Consider the following 19,121-nt stretch of genomic DNA (forward strand, 5'->3'; position numbering starts at 1 on the left):
GCGGCCGGGTGGGCGAGCGACCGGGCGGCCGTCAGATTGAACGCGGATCGACCGCCGCAGCCAGGGGCAGGGTACGCCGTCACGACGTGCAGGGTACGCCGTCAAGACGTGCAGGGTACGCCGTCACGACGTGCAGGGTACGCCGTCACGACGTGCTTGGGCGCGACGGTTGCCTGGCAGGGCAGGTGTCCTGTTCGGTCGAGGCGTTCGCATCGGCCTGGACTACCCAGGCCTGGACTACCCGACAGAATCGAACCAACAGGTCGACGGCGGACTCTAAGGGGCGGCGCCGTTGCCGGATCGACGCATTTCGCTAAGCTCTTGCGGAACCACTGGTTTGTTCGCTTGCCCCCGCGCCGCCGAGAACACAGCGATGCTTCGACACACCCTGATCCACCCCCAGATCAACGCCATTTTGGGCACTGCCGGTCATCACAGTTCGATCCTGATCGCCGATGGCAACTACCCGGCGGCAACCAAACGCGGGCCCCGAGCCGAGCTGGTCAGTTTGAATTTGATGCCCGGCGTGGTGACCTGTAACCAGGTCCTGCAAGCCGTCCTGTCGGCCATCCCGGTCGAAGCGATCCAGACGATGGAAACCGAGACCAGCGGCCCCTACGCCCTCGACGGAGATCCTCCGGTGTGGCAGCAGTACCGTCAGACGATCCGCGAAGCCGGGCTGGAGGTGCCGCTGGAGCCGACCGAAAAGTGGGCCTTTTACGAAGCCGTCTCGACCGACGACCACATCCTGACGATTCAAACCGCTGACCAGCAACGCTACGCCAACATCCTGCTGACCGTCGGCGTTCGCATGGACGAGGCGTAAGCGGAGCCATAGGCTTCCAGCCTGTGACCAGTGGCATAGGCTTCCAGCCTGTGATCAGTGGCATAGGCTTCCAGCCTGTGAATGTGACTGTGACACTCAAGTACTTTCGCGGAGCGAAAGGCGACACTCAAGTACTTTCGCGGAGCGAAAGGCGACACTTGGCTACTTTCGCGGAGCGAAAGGCGACACTCGGCTACTTTCGCGGAGCGAAAGGCGACACTACTTTCGCGGAGCGAAAGGCGACTCTCTCTTTCTTTGATCTGCTATGACTGCTTCTTTCAGTGACCGCTTGTGTCAAAAGATCCTCGACCTGCGGTCGGTCACCTGCGTGGGCTTGGATCCTCGCAAGGCCTCGCTGCCCAAGGTCCTGTTGCCCGGTGGCGATGCCGGGCCCGACGCCTGGGCCGGCGCGTACGAAACCTTTTGTCGCGAGATCATCGACGCGGTCGCCGACAAGGTGCCGGTGGTCAAACCGCAGGCGGCGTTCTTCGAACAACTCGGGCCGGCTGGCCTGATGGCCCTGCACCGGGTCGTCCAGCATGCGCACCGGCGTGGCTTGCTGACGATCATGGACGGCAAACGCAACGATATCGGCAGTACGGCCGAAGCCTACGCGGACGCTTATCTCGGTGCCGGCAGGGCAAGCGTGTGGGGGTGCGACAGTTTGACGGTCAGCCCCTACCTGGGGCAGGACAGCCTGGATCCGTTCGTCGACCAGTGTGACGCGCGTGCCGCCGGCATCTTCGTCTTGGTCAAAACTTCCAATCCCGGCGGCGGGATGTTGCAGGACCGTCCGAGCGACGGGCAGACGGTTTACCAGCGAGTCGCCGAGGCGGTCGATCAGTACAACAGCTCCCGGCAAGGGGCTTCGGGATTTGGACCGGTGGGAGCCGTGGTTGGGGCGACGTATCCCGAACAACTGGCCGAACTGCGGGCAAAGATGCCTTCGGCGTTCATCCTGATTCCGGGGTTCGGAGCTCAGGGCGGCGGTGCGGCCGACGTGCTGGCGGGTTTTGACGACCGGGGGCTCGGCGCGATCGTCAACAGTTCGCGGCACATTATTTTTGCTCACCGCCGCGACGAATACGCCGAGAAATTTGGCGAAGCAAAATGGCAAGAGGCCGTGGCCGCTGCGACCGATGACATGAATCAGCAGTTGGCCGGCGTCTTCACCGGCGCGTAGCGTTAATTCGACAGCGTCTGGACGAGGCAACCGTGGCATAGGCTTCCAGCCTGTGAATAGCCCCTGCCGTCACACCCCGGCTCGGCAGAGCTTGGACGGGGGGACTCCAAAGTCTGGCGACTGCGGCTACGGGAGTGGCTGATAGCACTTAATGTGCCGGACAGGGGTTCCGCACCGCCGACTTGGTCCCTATAGTGTGCGGCTCGATATTATTTACATCCAACCCAGCAGGAATCTGGTTCGATGGCTAGCAAAGGCAAATCCAAGATGAAGACCCACAAGGGGACCAAGAAACGGTTCCGCTTGTCGGCAACGGGAAAAGCGATGCATCGCAGCAGTGGTACCAGCCACTTGGCGGCGCGTATGTCCCAGAAGCGGAAGCGAAATCTGCGTGGCACCACGACGCTGGACCCATGCATGGAGCCGATGATCCACGCGGCTCTGGGCAAGTACAGCAGCTGAATGCCGGCGCCGGCCAATCGCCGGAAGCGGTGTAGGACAACAAAAACGATACAAGTTGACTGGGTTGTAACGGTCGCGGCAGTTCGCGACGGCCTGACGTCAATCAAAACCGGCCTTTCCGTGGGGAGGGGCCATGTAGGAGCACGGATTCGATGCGTACGACAAGAGGTGCCGCACGTCGGCAAGCGAAAAAGCGGCTGTTCAAACGGGCCAAGGGATACGTCGGCGGTCGCGGCCGGCTGACCCGCAGCGTCAAGGAAACCCTGGTCCGCTCGGGCGCTTACGCCTATCGCGATCGTCGCGTTCGCAAGCGTGAATTCCGCAAGCTGTGGATCGTGCGTATCAACGCCGCCGTCCGCCAGCGCGGGATGCGTTACAGCGAGTTCATCCACGGCTTGGGCAAGGCCAACATCGAACTGGATCGCAAGACCCTCTCGGAGATGGCGATCAACGATCCGGCCGGCTTCGACGCGGTGTTTGACAAGGTCAAAGCCGCTCTGGCTGCCTAAGGATCGCAGGAGTGGAGAATTCTCTGAAATGAGTTTGGCGGATTTCTTGTCCAGCCTGCAGTCGCTGCAGGACGAAGCCAGCGAGGCATTTGCAAAGGTTTCCTCGCAGCAGTCGCTCGAAGACGCCCGGGTTCGTTTCCTGGGCGCCAAGAACGGGGCGCTGCGGCAGATTCAAAAGCAACTGGGCAAACTGGATAAAGACGAGAAACCGCAGGCGGGGCAGAAGTTAAACGAAGTCAAACGCTCGCTGTCCGCCGGCCTCGAGCGGGCTACCGAGGCGTTGGCCGATGCTCAGTCGGCCACGACCGGCCCGCCGGCCGACCCGACCCTTCCAGGCGAACCGCTGCGGCTCGGGCACATCCATCCGATCACCCAAACCATGGATCATCTGAAAGAGATCATGGGACGGATGGGTTTTGAAACGGCCGAGGGTCCGGAGGTCGAAGATCCCTGGCACAACTTCGTCGCCCTGAACATTCCGGAAGACCACCCGGCCCGGGATCCCCTGGACAACTTCTATCTGGCGACGGCCGATGCGGTTGCCGGCGAAGCCGATTCGCAGCTGATGCGGAGCCAGACCAGTACGGTGCAGATTCGGGTGATGGAAAACCGTCAGCCGCCCATTCGCATCGTCTCACTGGGCCGCGTCTATCGCCCCGACGCGCCCGACGCCACCCACTTTCCGATGTTCCATCAGATGGAAGGCCTGATGGTGGACCGGCAGGTGACGATGGCCAATCTGAAGACGGTGCTGCGGGTGTTCGCCAACAACTATCTGGGCTCGGACGTCCAGATCCGCTTTCGGCCGTCTTTCTTTCCCTTTACCGAACCGAGCGTCGAAGTCGATTTCCTGTGGAACGACCAGTGGATCGAGTTCGGCGGAGCGGGGATGGTGGATCCGGCCGTGTTGTCGGCCGTGGGGTACGATCCCGAAACGGTCAGCGGGTTTGCGTTTGGATTGGGCGTGGAACGGTTGTGCATGCGTCGCCACAACATCACGGACATTCGTGACCTGTACAGCGGCGATATGCGGTTCTTGTCCCAGTTCTAAAACGCGGCGTCGACGATGTTACGGTTCGCATACACGATCGTCTACGTCCACGACGTGTCCCAGACGCTGCAGTTTTACCAGAGAGCCTTTGGGCTGCAGACCTGTTTTCTGCATCCCTCGCAGTCCTACGGCGAACTGGACACCGGCAACACCAAGCTGGCGTTTGCGAACCACGATCTGGCCAAGGAAAACCTGCCCGACGGCTACCAACGCGTCGATGCCCGCCAAAGCAAGCCGTGGGGAGTGGAGATCGCTTTCATGACCGATGACGTTGCCGGCACGGTCGAAGCGGCCAGGCGAGCCGGTGCGACGCTGGTCGCGGCGGCCAGCGAGAAACCGTGGGGACAGACCGTCGCCTACGTCCGCGATCCCGATGGCATGCTGATTGAAATCTGCTCACCCGTCCAGTCAAAGAAGTAAGTTCGAAAAATGCTAGTTTCGTGGAAATGGTTGCAGCGTTATGTGCCCCTGAACATGACGCCCGAAGACCTCGCCCAGCGGCTCAGCCTATCGGGACTCAATCACGAGGGATCTCAGGCAATCGATCAGGACATCGCCATCGATCTGGAAGTCACCAGCAACCGCGGCGACTGTTTGGGGCACATCGGTGTGGCCCGCGAGATCGCCGTTCTGTACGACGCCCCGCTGTCGATCCCCGAGGCTCGGCCGGCCGCAGAAGGCCCGCCCGTCGCCGACCAGGTTTCGGTCGAAAACCGCTTTCCCGAAGCCTGTTCTCGCTATACGGCGAGACTCATTCGCGGCGTGAAGGTCCAGCCCAGCCCGGACTGGTTGGTCGAAGCCTTGCGGTCGGTGTTTTGGAAAAAACGCCGCGACGGATCGCTGGAGGAGTACCAGCCGATCAATAACGTGGTCGACGTGACGAATTACGTCTTGATGGAATGCGGCCAACCGCTGCACGCCTTTGACTTGGCGAAAATGGACGGCGGCGGCCAGATCCAGGTGCGTCCGGCACGTCGCGGCGAAACGCTCGAGGCCATCGATCACAAGCGCTACGAACTGGACCCATCGATGTGCGTGATCGCCGATGCGTCCCAGCCGATCGCGATCGCCGGCGTGATGGGCGGAGCGGACAGTGAAGTTGACGAGTCGACGCGCGACGTCGTGATCGAGTCGGCGATTTTCTCGCCGCTGTCGGTGCGGCGGACCGCGCGGCGATTGAAGCTGCACAGCCCCTCCTCGTTCCGCTTCGAGCGCCGCGTGGACCCCGAAGGTGTGGATTGGGCCAGCCGTCGATGCTGCGAACTGATTCTCGAAACCGCCGGCGGAACCCTGGCCGAGGGCAGCGTCGATACGGCCCCCCACACGCCCGCCCCCGGAGCCGTCACGCTGCGGCTGTCCCAGCTGGAACGGATCCTGGGAATTCAAATCGACCGCGACGAGGTGGTCCGCATCCTGACTCGGCTGGGCTGCGAACAGGTTACCGACCAGCCGCAGCAGATCGCTTGGAACCCGCCGTCCTGGCGGCATGACCTGACGCGCGAAGCCGACCTTATCGAGGAAGTCGCGCGGATCCACGGCTACGACCAGATCCCAGAAGACGCTCCGATCCCGGTCGCTCCCAGCAGCAAACGCAGCTTCGACACGGCGGTCGAGCAGGTCCGGCATCTGTTGACTGCCGCCGGCATCAGCGAAGCGATGACGCCCAGCATTGTGACCGACCGCTTGGACGCGATGCTCAGCCCCTGGACCGATCGGCCCGCTTTGCAGACCGAAACCGCCATGCTGGAGGGGGCCCGGCGCTTGCGCCGCAGCCTGATCCCCAGCCTGCTGGGCAGCCGAGCGGCCAACTGGGCGGCGGCCAACCGGCACGCCGATCTGTTCGAAATCGCTCACACCTACCAGCCCGGCGCCCGGTCCAGTGATCTGCCCGACGAACAGTATTCCCTGGCCTGGGTGTACGGCGGCAGTTTTGCGCAGTCCAAGGGCATCGTCGAAACGCTGCTGGGGCGTCTGGGCGTAACGCTGCAGATGGAAGTCGTCGGCGAAACCCTGGAGGGGTTCGTGGCCGATCAGACCGTTCGTTTGAAATTGGCCGAAGAAACGCTGGGTTTCGTCGGCGTCGTCTCGGACCAGCTGCAGAAAACCCTGAAACTGCCCGAACCGGTCACGGCCGCGGAGCTGTCTCTGCCGGTGCTGCTGGCCCACTGTCAACTGGTGCCGCAGTTCCAGGCGGTCAGCCCCTATCCGACGGTCTCTCGCGACCTGAACTTTGTGATCGAGGAATCGGTGCGTTGGTCGCAGCTGAGGAACGTTGTGCGGAGCGCTTTGGGTACCGAATTGACCGACGTCCGCTATCAGGAAACCTACCGCGACCCTGAAAAAGACGGCCAGGAGCGAAAACGCGTCCTGTTGAGCATCGACCTGCAGCGCAGCGACGCCACGCTGACCGGCAACGAAGCCGACCAGCTGGTCGAACGGATCATCAGCCGCTGCGAGCAACAGCTGAACGCCCGTCTGCTGGATTCTTAATCCGCTCTGCGGCATTCTTAAGGGCTGGGCCGCACTCCCGATGGAACTCCCGATGGAACTCCCGACGGATGATTCTTGACGGATGCGCCGCGCACATCCGGCACAAAGTCCCTAATCCCTAAGCGGCGGAACTTTTCTATCCACCGCATCGTCTAAGGCCACAGGTCCTGGCGGAAGCTTGGTTTACGCTTGTCGGTGGAACCTGCCGGCCGAAGCGGGCGATTGTTAAGCCGTAGGGGTTGCAACGGATTCTCTGAATAAACCGCCGAAATCTGGCCGACCCTGGAAGTGAACCCGATCGGTGCCGGGCCAGCCGCCCCCTCAACGTGTACTATTCCCATTAGGTTTGATAGTGACCAAGATGCCACAGAACTCCCGTTCTTCGAACGCTTCGCAGTCCGCACAAACTCGTCGAGCCGGCCGCCAACTGTTGGCCGCCCTGTTGCGGCGTGGTGAGCAGCCCGAGACGCGGCGGGGCTTGCAGCTGGAGACGCTCGAAGGACGCCAGATGATGGCCGGGGATGTCGAGCTGTTCGCGACCGGGTCGGCGGAAACGTTCGGAAATGCGGCAGCCAGCGGCATGGCGGCCGCCAGCGAGCAGGCCCAAGGCGAAGCAGCCCAGGGCGAGGAAGCCCAGGGGGAACCGCAGCCCGATCTGGTCGCCTTTGCCAAACTGCTGAAAGACCAAGGCGTGGTGTTCTACGGTGCCGATTGGTGCGCGTTCTGTACCGAACAGAAAGAATTGTTCCAGGACGGGGCTCATGAGTTGCCCTTCGTCGAGGTCACCGACGGCTCGCGCAATCTGAACGCCGTGGGCGTGGCCAATCAAATTCAGGAATTTCCCACCTGGGATTTCGATGCCAACACGCGTCTGACCGGCGTGTTGACCCTGCAGGAGATCGCCGATGCGGCGGGCGTGGCGATCCCCACGTCGGAATCACCCACGTTTGCCGACATTGCCGATCAGAGCGTCGCCATCGGCTCGCCGATCCACATCCCGATCGATGCCTACGATCCCAACGGGCAGAATCTGACCGTGACGGCGACGGTCGAGGATCCGAACCTCTTGGAAGCCATCGTGCTCGAGGGCAACCGCAGCGTTCGCTTCGACATGAAGGGCTATGGCGACATGGTCTTCGAACTGTTCGAACAGCGGGCCGAGCGGCCGACCAGCCGCTTTATCGAACTGGCCAATTCCGGGTTCTACGACGGCCTGACGCTGCACCGCATTCTCGATAACTTCGTGCTCCAAGGCGGCGACCCCAACGGCGACGGCACGGGCGGATCCTCGCTGGGCGACTTCGACGACCAGTTCCATCCCGATCTCCAGCACACCACGACCGGCGTGCTGTCCTATGCCAAGAGCACCGACGACACCAACGACAGCCAGTTCTTCATCACCGAAGGCAACCAACAGGGTCTCGATTACCAGCACTCGGTCTTTGGCCAGTTGGTCGAAGGCGAAGACGTTCGCGAAGGCATCAGCCGCGTCGCGGTGAACAACGCGCAGAAGGGCGATCCGGTCACGCCGGTCGAAATCGAATCGGTCACCGTCTTCGAAGACAACGAGAATTCGGTCGTGATGCTGCGGCCGACCGGCAACGGCACCGGGACCACCAACGTCACCTTCACCGTGACCGATCCCGATGGCAACCAGTACAGCCAGATCGTGGCCGTCACCGTGGGACCCGACACGGTCAACGCCCAGCCCTACCTGGAAGACATCGATCCGGTCGTTTCGGCGCAGGGGACGCCCGCCCAGTTCCAGCTGGAATCGGTCGACCTCGAGGGTGACGCGGTCGAATACCTGGCGGAGGTCGACTCGGCCGATACCTCCGGCGCGACCGTGACGGTGACCGATGACGGCTTGGTCACCGTGACCCCGCCAAGCGACTACAGCGGCACGGTCCGCGTAGGCGTGGCTGTGCGTTATGCCCAAGGGGCTGCGACCCCGTCGGTACCGGCCAGCCCGGCGCCGATCGACATCCAGTACCTGGACGTGATGTTCTCGGCCGGCGCACCCGGATCCATCGATCTGGCCGCGGCCAGCGATACCGGCAGCAGCAGTACCGACAACGTCACCGGCGCCAGCGAGTTGACCTTTACGGTCAGCGGAGTGACGGCCGGATCGACCGTCGAACTGTTGGTCAACGACACCGTGGTCGGCGTCGGTGCGGCGACCGGGTCGACCGTTACGATCACGACTGGCAACTTCGAAACGCTGGGCAGCGGCACCTACGAGGTGGTGGCTCGCCAGCGGGGCGCCGATGGCGTCAACAGCCCGACCAGCAGTCCTCTGACGGTGGTCTACGACAACGTCTTGCCGGTGGCGGTCGGCCTGCCCGCCGGGCTGCAGGCCAACGTCGGGGCTCAGTACACCGCCGACCTGTCGCATCCCGAAGAGGGAGAGGGCCTGGTGTATGGACTGAGCAATCCGCCGGCCGGGGCGACGATCGATCCCGAGACCGGCATCATCCGCTGGACACCGACCGAGGCGCAAACCGGAACGCAGTCGTTTAACGTCACCATGACCGACCTGGCCGGAAACGTGCGAACGCAGTCGATCGACATCAATGTCGAAGCGGTGGCCCAGGGAGAAATCATCCTGGGCGTGACCGACCTGGATGGAAACGCCATCAGCAGCATTACGGCCGGCCAGGAGTTTCTGCTGACGTTCTCCGTTCGCGATGCCCGATCATTCTCGGCGACCGGCGTGTTTGCGGCGTACACCGATATTGTTTTCGACAACGATCTCGCCCGCCCGGTCGATACCGATCCGTTCGGTGCGGGACCGGATTTCCCCAACACCGTGGGCACGGTTTCCGACGGCTTGATCGACGAACTGGGGGCCTTCAGCAATTCCTTCAGCGGTAACGGTTCGGACGAAACCCTGATCGCCACGGTGCGGATGCGCGCCCTGCAGGCCGGCGAGGCCACGTTCGTGCCGGATCCCGCCGACGGATCGGGCACCAGTTTTCTACTGTACGACGAAGACGACGAAACGCCCACCGAAGCGATCAGCTACGAAGCGGCCAGCGTTGTGATCGAGGCCGCCTTCAGCGTCAACGACGACCAGTTTACGGCCGTCGAAAACAGCACCGACAACACTTTGGATGTGCTGGATAACGATCAAGCCGCCGCCGGCGATACGCTGACCCTGGTCAGTGTCTCAACGCCCGACTCCGGCGGTCAGGTCACGATCGACAACGGCGTCGTCCTGTACACGCCGGCGACCGATTTCACCGGTACCGAAACCTTTACCTATGTCGCTCGCGACACCGCGGGGGTCCAGCAGAGCGGCACCGTGTCGGTGACCGTCTCGGCCCAGGCGGCCGCGCCCACCGCCGTGGGCGACACGCAGAGCGTGGCCAAGGATTCCACGGGCAACCGCTTGGATGTTCTGGCCAATGACGGCGGCGAGAACCTGACGATCACCGCGGTCGGTACGCCCGTCGCTGGCGGAACGGTCTCGATCGAATCGGGCAGTGGGGCCGTGTTGTACACTCCCCCGGCCGGCTTTACCGGTACCGATACGTTTACCTACACCATCTCCAATGGCTCGCAGACCAGCCAGGCTTCGGTCGTGGTGAATGTTTCCGCGACCAACCCGCCGCCGACAGCCGTCAACGACCTGTTCACCGTCACCGAAGACGCGGCGGAAGCCGAATACGATGTCTTGGCCAACGATTCCAACCCCGATTCGTCGGAAACGTTCAGTCTGACCTCGGTCGGCAGTTCCGGCAACGGCAGCACCGTTCGCCTGTCGGACGACGGCACCAAAGTCGTATACAAGCCGGCGGCGAATTTCTTTGGCAGCGAACAGATTACGTATACGATCACCGATTCCAATGGGGCTTCGGCCACGGGAACGATCACGTTTAATGTGACCGGCGTGAACGATCCGCCGCCGGCCGCCGATGTGACCAAAACCATCACCAAAGGCGGTTCCGCCCAGACCGTCTTCAACATCGCCGATGCCGGGACCAACGTCGATGGGCCCGATGAAACGCTGACCATCACCGCGGTGGGTTCGACCTCGGGCGGAGGCACCGTGGCGATCAGTGGCGATGCAATTACCTACACGCCTTCCTCGGCCAGCTTTACCGGCACCGATACGTTTACCTACACCATCACCGACGGCTCCGGTTCGACGGCCAGCGGCACGATCACGGTTAATGTGCGAGATTACGTGCCTCGCGATTTCGTCATCACCCTGCCCAGTTCGAACATGATCATTCCCTACACGGCGCGTTTGGTCGGCACGACCGACTTTGGCGAGACGGTGGACCTGAGCGTCGACGCGGCGGTAACGGGCAACCAAATCGTGTTTACCGACCAGGCGCCCGGCAACTACCGCATCGAGATCCCCGAGATGCCGTTTCTGATCGGTGGCGAATCGGCCCAGACGATCGAAATAACCAGCGCCGCCGACGATGGCGATTTCGCCCAGGCCCTGCCGGAACTGGGATCGCTGCGGCCGGAATTCATGTCGCTGCGAGATTTCCTGGGCTCCACGCCCAAGCAAAGCGTCTTTGCGGCGGTGGCTCCGGGGCAATCCAACCTGTTTGTGCTCTCGCCGCAGGACATGGGCGATCTGAGTGCCCCGACGGTGTCGCTGAACGCCGCGGGCGACCAGTTGACCATTGAAGTGACCAAGGCCGACGGAACTCGGGATACTCGCACCGTGGCGATCAATGGCAACGATGCCGACCTGGAAGTCCGGGCGACCAGTGGCGACTACCGCTTGGTTCGCGTCAATTTGGATGACGGCACCGGTGGCTCGAGCAGTGCCGCCGCGGCAACCCAGCAGGCCCAGGGCGAACAGGCCCAGGGCGAACAGGCTCAGGGCGAACAGGTCTCCGGCCAGTTCGCCAATAGCGAAGCGGCTCAAGGGGAATCGCCACGGATCGAACGTGTCGATTACTCGTCGGCTTCTGCTTCGCCCAAGCCAACCCCGGGGGCAACCGGCGCGCCCCTGTCGGCAAACCAGATTCCGACGGTTAAACTGGCCAGCAATTCGTCGGCCACGGTTAGTGCCGCAAGCGAGGGAAGCGACGCGCCGGCAGCGAATCTGGCCGATGTGGCCCAGCGGCGTACCGCGGCGATCGACTCGGCCATGGCTGCGGTAGCCACCCCGGGACAGCAGCCCACGACGGCCGAACAGATCCTGACCGGCGCCGACGAAGAGAGTGTCGACCCCGACGTGGTGGACGACGTGTTGCGATTGTTGAGTGAACGCGAATAGTCGATGCTGGCCCCGGTCGAATCTCCTCTGCCCCTGTTGATCACCGGATTGGCGGGGGTGCCGGGGTACAATGCGTTTGCTTTCTTTCGCCAGCGTTACGGCGACGCGGTGTGGGCCATTCGCCCCAAACGCAATTGGCGTCTGCAGGGTCCCGGCATCATCGCCTGCGACACCGATGACACCCCAGCGGTCGATGCCCTCTGGAACCAGCACCGCTTTGCCGCCGTGCTCAGCTTTGCCGGTTCCTGCCACCTGAAGGCTTGCGAGCTGGATCCGGCTATGGCCCAACGGATCAATGTCCGCGGAACCGCCAACATCGCTCGTGCGGCGGCGCGGCACGGCGCCCGGATGATCCACCTGTCCTCGGACCTGGTCTTCGCTGGCCGCCCCGAAGGCAACTACACCGAACGGGACACGCCCGACCCGGTGACGGTGTACGGCAAGACCATGGTCGAGGGCGAGCTGGAAGTGCTCGAGCGCTGCGCGGCCGCTTGCATCCTGCGGATCTCCCTGCCGATGGGCCCCAGTTTCAATGGGCACGCCGGAGCGATCGACTGGATCGAGTCTCGCTTCGCCAAAGACAAACCCGCCACGCTGTACTATGACGAGGTCCGCACGCCCACCTACGTGGCCTGTATGAACCAGTTGTACGAGCGGTTGCTGGTGGGCGAGGAAGCCGGGCTGTATCATGCCGGCGGGCCGCGAGCGCTCAGCCTGTACCAGATCGCTCAGGTGATCAACTTGGTGGGCGGCTACGACCCGTCGCACCTGAAGGGTTGTCCGCGACACGAAGCCGGGCCGATTCCACCACGGGCGGGCAACGTCACGATGGATTCCAGCAAGTTGCAAGCGGTCTTTGGCGAGGACGTGTTCGCGCCGTGGCCGCTGCGCAGCGAGCTGGTCCCGGAGGACCGCCAGTGGCACCGCCGCCGGGAAGTCCTCAGCGGTTCGCCCGCCCGCGTGCTCGAGTTTTTGACGTAGACGGAGCCGCTGTGCAGTTCGCCCCGATCTGCGGTTCGACCCATTGTGCGATTGACGAATCGGCGGACCAAGACCTCCCTATCTCTGGATCTTTGACGATGAACCGAACGTCGACAGCGTTTCTCACGAGTCTGTTTTTGTTTGCCGGCAGTGTCCTGGCCGATTCGCAAGCGACCACCCAAGCAGGTAATCAGGCAGCTACCTTGGCGGCCGATTACGCGGTGGTGGTCTCGCGTGCCACCTACGACAAACCCGCTTGGGCCGAGGTGGTCGCGGCGCTGGCCGATAAACATCAAACCGAAACGATCCTGGTCTGGGATGAGGATGCCAGCGAAGTGCTCGACGCGTTGCGGGCACGGCACCCTCGCTACACCTGCTTTGTGGCCCGGTCCGAGGAAGCCGGCCGCGAGTTCATCGCCGCCGTGCATCGTCTGTGCCGCCAATTCGACGACGATCCCTACGCCGACACGCTGTGGGCGGTCCTGACCGGCTACGACGCCGAGAACGCCCTGCAAATCGCGAAAACGAACCAGCCGTTGACGGTTCGCAAAGTCGCTTCGGGAACCGAGGTGGCCCTCGAAATGTGCCAGCAAGGCCTGTGGTACGACGAACTGGTGCAACACAAACAGGTTCAACGCCAGCTCGGCGAAGCGCCGCGGCAAACACGCGGTCCGGCCGACACGACCCGAGCCTTGGCCGACACCCTGACCGACTACCGCGCCGACCTGTTCGTCACTTCGGGACACGCCACCGAACGCGACTGGCAGATCGGATTCGCTTATCCCAACGGAACCTTTCGGTCTCAAGCCGGGCAGATGTACGGTGTTCCCCTGCAAGGCGAACGCTTCGCCATCGACAGCGACTCGCCCAAGGTCTACCTGGCGATTGGCAATTGCTTGATGGGACACATCGATGGCCCGGACGCGATGGCGCTTGCTTGGATGAACAGTGTGGGCGTTCGCCAAATGGTCGGCTACACGGTCGTCACCTGGTACGGCTACGGCGGCTGGGGCGTGCTGGATTACTTTGTCGAACAACCGGGCCGTTACACCTTGGCCGAAGCTTTTCATGCCAACCACCACGCCTTGATCCACCGCCTGGACACGGGTTTCGATGGCTTGGTGCGTCAGGACATCCCCGTGGGCCGCATGGCGTCCGATGGTCTCAATCCCACCGCGGCCGGTCGAACCATGGGGCTGACGCCGCAGGACGGCCGGGGTTTGATGTGGGACCGCGACGTGGTTGCCCTGTACGGCGACCCGGCTTGGCAAGCCCGGATGCAGCCCCAGCCGCTGGCCTACGAACAAGACCTGTCCATCGACGGTGATCGCTACACGCTGACAATCCGTCCCCAGCGTGGCGAGGAGTCGTTTCAACCGATCAACGAGAACGGAGCTCAGCGAGGCGGCCGGCCCCTGGTGGCTTTCTTGCCGCACCGAGTCGAGGATATCCAGCTGGTCGATGGCCAGGATCTGACGCCCGTGATCACCGACGATTTCGTCTTGATTCCCAACCCCGGCGATTGCGATCCCCAGCGGCCCTACCGGGTTGTGTTCACGGCCCGTCCGATTGGGCAGTCGCCAGGCGTCAAATAGGAAGGCATGTGGAATCCATCAACGGCCGACGCGCAGGACGCGTTTGGCCGTGATGTGCGGCGTTTCCAGTCCGGTCAGGTAATCCAGGTCGCCCGCGAGGGCGACTTTGGCGTTCAGGTGATTGCGTAGGTTCAGCCCCGGCATCGGGCTGACATAAGCCAGCGTCTGGCCGGCCCCGTTGGTCAGGGCGAACGGCGGCGAATCAGGGCGCGCGGAGTAGACCTGGACGAGAAAACCCTGCCGGTCGTAGCCTTCGGGGGCCGCTGACGTTGCGGCCGCGGATGTCGTCGTGAGCGAGGCTTCGGAAAGGTCCGTCGGTGCGACCGGAGCTTCGCCATCGCGTCGGCGCGAAATCCGCTGATACTGCTCGACGCGTTCAACCAACACGCGAGCGCGTTCGCGTTTGACCGGATCGCTGTGTTGTTCCAACCACATTCTAGCCCGGCGGCGGATCGGTTCGACCACGGCGGCCGAACTGCCGGCGGCCATCTGCCGAGACAGTTCCAGTTGCAGCGCGTCGACGTCGGCGTCGACCAGGCGGCGGGATAGCTTGCGAGCGAGCTGTTGTTGTTCGGCGGCGCTGGGGGCGGACACCGGTCGCAGGGACGGGGGCGTTGTCTCCTGTAGGCCCGAGATGGTCGAGCCGCCCGCTGGGCTGCCGGTCGGGGCAAACGCGGCGGTTGCGGATACCTGCTGGACGGCCGGGGTGCGGCTGCCCGCGACCCAACTGCTGTCGTCGGCGGCCAGGGCCGGCTCCGGCGGCTGGGCCGTGCCGATCTGAGCAAGACCGCTCGCGGTGGAGCTTTCGGAGGCTTGGATATCGTGGACCACAATCGCCGGATCCACTTCCAGCTTGGGCGCTAGCCCCGGCGCCCGGGCGACGCCCGAGCCGATGGGTTGCTCGCGGGATTCGGGATCCGTTTCCAGTTCGGCCCGGTCGCTCAGTTCGGCCCGGTCGCTCAGTTCGGCCTCCGATCGCGTCGCATCTGCGGCCTCATCGCGGCTGTCGGCCAAGCTTTCAGGCTGGGGGGCCGCCTCGTCGCGCATCGTCTCTTCGGTTGCCGTAGCCGGCGTCGCCTGGGCCAGATCGTCCAGTTCTTGTTCGGAAAGCCGCGGCGGCTGGGCGGCTGCGATTTGCGCGGCGCTGCGCCGCTGGATCTGGACCAGTTCTTCCGCGCTGTCGGCGATCTGCGAGCGGTGCACCCAGCGGAACTCGCCCGAGGGCGGCACGATCCGATACCACAGTTGCGGTCCGTCACCGGAGTTGCGTTCGGTTTGGCCGAGGATCGTGACCGTTTCGCCTTCGGCCAGTTGGACCTGCCAGCGGTAGGTGCGAGCGCGTCCCAGACGGGTTCCGATCCAAGCAACCGCACGCCGATCGACGACCACGCCGTGCGTTCCCTCCGCGTCGACTTCGATGCTATCGGCCGGCACCCAGGAAAAACTGCCTTCCGGTGGACGAACACCCAACCAACCGTCGTCGGTTTCTACGTACACGTCTAGTTCTTGTCCGATCCGCAGCGGGTCGGTTCGATAGAACTCTCCGGCCGGACCGCATCGCGCATACACGTCCTCGTGCGCGATGAAGACAACGTAGGGTTCGACCGGTCCATCCTGGGCGGCAGCCGAAAACAGGACGGGCACGGTGCCCACACAGGCGATCAAGACAAGAAACAGGCGACGACACATAGTTGATATTCCTCCGTGCGTTGCTGTTAGCGGATCGGCCGGCTTGCCAGCAAGAGCGGTTTACCGGATCGCACGGAAATTTGCCAGCTCGCAGCCAGAATCGCCGGCTCGCAGGAAGATTTGCCGGCTCGCAGGGATCAGACGCACCGGAGCGAAACGGCCCGCAACCACCTTGCGGCGTCGTCCCGCGGTGACGTCTGGGGTCGAGACAGCGAGGCAGGGCGGCGGCCGCCGACGTCGCTTTCTTTTGCCTGGCCGATGGCCCATACTGATTGAAGTTAAAGAGCTACGCCGTTCTTTCTTGCGCTTCACCGTTGTCGGATAAGGAACCACCAGATGACGAATGACCCCTTCGGCATTGCAGCAACTTTAACCACCGCCACGGGGACGGTTCAGTATGTGAGCCTGGCAAAGCTGGCTGACAAGACGGGCGCAGACATCGCACGACTCCCCCACACCGTCAAAGTCTTGCTCGAGAACATCGCCCGGCGTCTTGACAGCAGGGACGTGTCGCGGGCCGACGTGGAGTCGCTTGCCCACTGGCCCACCGCCGCCGATGCGTCGCTGGCATTCATGCCGGCGCGCGTCCTGATGCAGGATTTCACCGGCGTTCCCTCGGTGGTGGACCTTGCCGCCATGCGAAGTGCGATCGCCAGAGCCGGCGGTGATCCTCAACGCGTCAATCCGTTTGTTCCGGTCGACCTGGTCATCGATCACTCGGTTCAGGTCGATCGCTTCGGCAGCGAGGACGCCTACGCGACGAATTTGCAGTGGGAGTACCGGCGCAACCAGGAACGTTACTCGCTGCTGAATTGGGCCCAGCAGGCATTCGACGATTTCCGCGTGGTTCCACCGGGAATGGGGATCTGTCATCAGGTCAACCTCGAACATCTTGGCCGCGTCGTGATCGAACGTGACGGTTGGGCGTATCCCGACACTCTCGTCGGGACCGATTCGCACACCCCGATGATCAACGGCCTCGGCGTGTTGGGCTGGGGCGTGGGCGGTATCGAGGCGGAAGCGGCGATGCTGGGCCAGCCGATGTTTTTGCCGAAACCGGTCGTGATCGGGGTCCGCACGCTCGGTACCCTGCCGCCGGGAACCACCGCAACCGATCTCGTGCTGACGCTCGCCCAGATGCTCAGGAAACATGGCGTGGTGGGCAAGTTTGTGGAATTTTTCGGAGCCGGATTGAGTTCGCTCAGCATCGCGGACCGGGCCACGTTATCGAACATGTCGCCGGAGTTTGGGGCCACGGCAACCCTGTTTCCCGTCGATGCCAACACGCTGGATTACCTGCGTCTGACCGGTCGTGGAGACAACGTCGATCTGGTCGAACGCTACACTCGCCAGCAGGGACTCTTCCGTACCGACGACGACGCCGAGCCGCAATTCAGTGAAGTCCTGGACCTCGACCTGAGCAGGGTCGAACCCAGCATGGCCGGTCCCAAGCGGCCGCAGGACCGTGTCTCGCTGTCGGGCGTCACCCGCTCCTTTCACGCCCTGCTCGAAGGCGCGGTCGCCGACGCCAATCCCCAGGAGCTCGCCCGGCTGAAGGCCGAAGGCGGTCCGCCGCCGGATGACGAGTTCCAAAGAACTGCACCGGAGCACGCGTTGTCAGCAGACCAGGCCGGTACGGCGGTCGCGGCCACCGGTGGCACCGTTGGCGATGGCTCGGTGGTCATTGCGGCCATCACCAGCTGCACCAACACTTCTAATCCGTCGGTCATGTTGGCCGCTGGCCTGCTCGCGCGAAAGGCAGTCGAGGCGGGCTTGCAAAGTCAACCCTGGGTCAAGACTTCGCTGGCTCCGGGATCGCGCGTGGTTACGCAGTATTTGAAGAAGGCGGGACTCTTGCCCTATCTGGAAAAGTTGGGCTTCAACCTGGTCGGTTATGGCTGCACCACGTGCATCGGCAACTCGGGACCCCTGCCCGAGGAGATCGCCGAGGCGGTGACCAGCCGGAACCTGACCGTAGCCGCCGTACTGTCCGGGAATCGAAACTACGAAGGCCGGATTCACGGTCAAGTGCAAGCCAGTTATCTGGCTTCGCCGCCGCTGGTCGTCGCCTACGCGTTGGTTGGCACCGTGTTGTGCGACCTGAGCGTCGATGCCTTGGGCACCGATCAACAGGGGAATCCCGTGTACTTAAAAGACATCTGGCCGACCGCCGAAGAGATCGAATCGCTGATCACCAGTTCGGTCAGTTCCCAGCAGTTCGATCTGGAGTACGGCCGGATATTCGAAGGGGATGACAAGTGGAAGCGGATGCCCGCGCCGACCGGCACCCTGTTCGAGTGGGCTGACGATTCGACCTACGTTCGCGAACCTCCGTTCTTTCTTGATTTCGCCGATTCCCCGGCTCCCCTGGCGGACATCCAGGACGCACGCGTGCTGGCCGTGCTCGGCGATACCATCACCACCGATCACATTTCGCCCGCCGGTGCGATCCCCGTCAACTCTCCGGCCGGCGAGTATCTGGCCAGCCACGACGTCCCGCCCGCCGAATTCAACAGCTTCGGTTCGCGGCGTGGCAACCACGAAGTCATGATGCGCGGCACGTTCGGCAATATTCGCCTGCGCAACGCCATGGTTCCCGGCGTGGAAGGTCCCTGGACGATCCACACGCCCAGCGGCGAAAAAATGCCGATCTATGACGCTGCGATGCGTTACATGAACGAAGGCACGCCGCTGGTGGTGATTGCCGGCAAGGAGTATGGCTCGGGCAGCTCGCGGGACTGGGCGGCCAAGGGGGCGGCGCTGTTGGGCGTCAAGGCCATCCTTGCCGAGAGTTACGAACGCATCCACCGCAGCAATCTGGTGTGCATGGGAGTCCTGCCCTTGCAATTCCAAGATGGCCAGTCCGCCCGCTCGTTGGGCCTGGACGGAACCGAAACCTTGACCATTACCGGCATTCGCGATGGCATCGAGCCGCGGCAAACGGTCACCGTGTCGGTGGTTCGGCAAGACGGTTCGCAGTCCTCCTTCGAGACAATCGTTCGCATCGATGCGCCTGCCGAGGTCGAGTATTTTGTCAACGGCGGCATCCTGGAAATGGTTTTGCGGCAATTGCTCTCGTCCTGACGAACG

12 protein-coding genes are annotated in these 19,121 nt (G+C 63.3%); 11 read left to right on the top strand and 1 reads right to left on the bottom strand.

What is annotated here, in order from left to right:
* The first annotated feature begins 373 nt into the window (after positions 1 to 373).
* From GE027_RS06750 to GE027_RS06795, 10 genes are all read left to right on the top strand, one after another.
* Positions 374 to 826, top strand: a complete 453-nt coding sequence (locus GE027_RS06750; protein ID WP_153556421.1) for an RbsD/FucU family protein — start codon at positions 374 to 376, stop codon at positions 824 to 826.
* A gap of 265 nt (positions 827 to 1,091) precedes the next feature.
* Entirely contained in the window at positions 1,092 to 2,009 is a 918-nt protein-coding gene (gene pyrF, locus GE027_RS06755; RefSeq protein WP_153556422.1) for an orotidine-5'-phosphate decarboxylase, read from the top strand.
* Between the two features lie 243 nt (positions 2,010 to 2,252).
* Positions 2,253 to 2,471, top strand: a complete 219-nt coding sequence (rpmI, locus tag GE027_RS06760) for a 50S ribosomal protein L35 (RefSeq protein ID WP_153556423.1) — start codon at positions 2,253 to 2,255, stop codon at positions 2,469 to 2,471.
* Positions 2,472 to 2,623: 152 nt separating this feature from the next.
* Positions 2,624 to 2,980: a 50S ribosomal protein L20 gene (gene rplT / locus GE027_RS06765; RefSeq protein ID WP_153556424.1), complete on the top strand. Its 357-nt coding sequence runs from the start codon at positions 2,624 to 2,626 to the stop codon at positions 2,978 to 2,980.
* A gap of 28 nt (positions 2,981 to 3,008) precedes the next feature.
* Positions 3,009 to 4,031 carry a phenylalanine--tRNA ligase subunit alpha gene (pheS, locus tag GE027_RS06770; protein ID WP_153556425.1) on the top strand — a complete coding sequence of 341 codons (1,023 nt, stop codon included), beginning with the start codon at positions 3,009 to 3,011 and terminating at the stop codon, positions 4,029 to 4,031.
* A gap of 15 nt (positions 4,032 to 4,046) precedes the next feature.
* The gene (locus GE027_RS06775) at positions 4,047 to 4,451 is read left to right on the top strand and encodes a VOC family protein (protein ID WP_153556426.1); all 405 of its coding nucleotides are present in this window, start codon (positions 4,047 to 4,049) and stop codon (positions 4,449 to 4,451) included.
* Positions 4,452 to 4,460: 9 nt separating this feature from the next.
* On the top strand, positions 4,461 to 6,521 hold the full coding sequence (pheT, locus tag GE027_RS06780) for a phenylalanine--tRNA ligase subunit beta (protein WP_153556427.1): 2,061 nt from the start codon (positions 4,461 to 4,463) through the stop codon (positions 6,519 to 6,521).
* 361 nt (positions 6,522 to 6,882) lie between these two features.
* Positions 6,883 to 11,766: an Ig-like domain-containing protein gene (locus tag GE027_RS06785; protein ID WP_153556428.1), complete on the top strand. Its 4,884-nt coding sequence runs from the start codon at positions 6,883 to 6,885 to the stop codon at positions 11,764 to 11,766.
* Positions 11,767 to 11,769: 3 nt separating this feature from the next.
* Positions 11,770 to 12,747: an SDR family oxidoreductase gene (locus GE027_RS06790; RefSeq protein WP_153556429.1), complete on the top strand. Its 978-nt coding sequence runs from the start codon at positions 11,770 to 11,772 to the stop codon at positions 12,745 to 12,747.
* Between the two features lie 98 nt (positions 12,748 to 12,845).
* Complete coding sequence (locus tag GE027_RS06795; RefSeq protein WP_153556430.1) at positions 12,846 to 14,342, top strand: hypothetical protein; 1,497 nt, start codon at positions 12,846 to 12,848, stop codon at positions 14,340 to 14,342.
* An 18-nt stretch (positions 14,343 to 14,360) separates the two neighbouring features.
* On the opposite strand, the gene GE027_RS06800 is transcribed toward GE027_RS06795, so the two are convergent.
* Positions 14,361 to 16,031, bottom strand: a complete 1,671-nt coding sequence (locus GE027_RS06800) for a hypothetical protein (RefSeq protein WP_153556431.1) — start codon at positions 16,029 to 16,031, stop codon at positions 14,361 to 14,363.
* Positions 16,032 to 16,367: 336 nt separating this feature from the next.
* Here GE027_RS06800 and acnA point away from each other — a divergent pair, with 336 nt between their 5' ends.
* Positions 16,368 to 19,115, top strand: coding sequence for an aconitate hydratase AcnA (gene acnA / locus GE027_RS06805; protein WP_153556432.1), 2,748 nt, complete (start codon positions 16,368 to 16,370; stop codon positions 19,113 to 19,115).
* Positions 19,116 to 19,121: the final 6 nt, after the last annotated feature.

Source organism: Roseimaritima sediminicola, assembly GCF_009618275.1.
Lineage (GTDB): Bacteria > Planctomycetota > Planctomycetia > Pirellulales > Pirellulaceae > Roseimaritima > Roseimaritima sediminicola.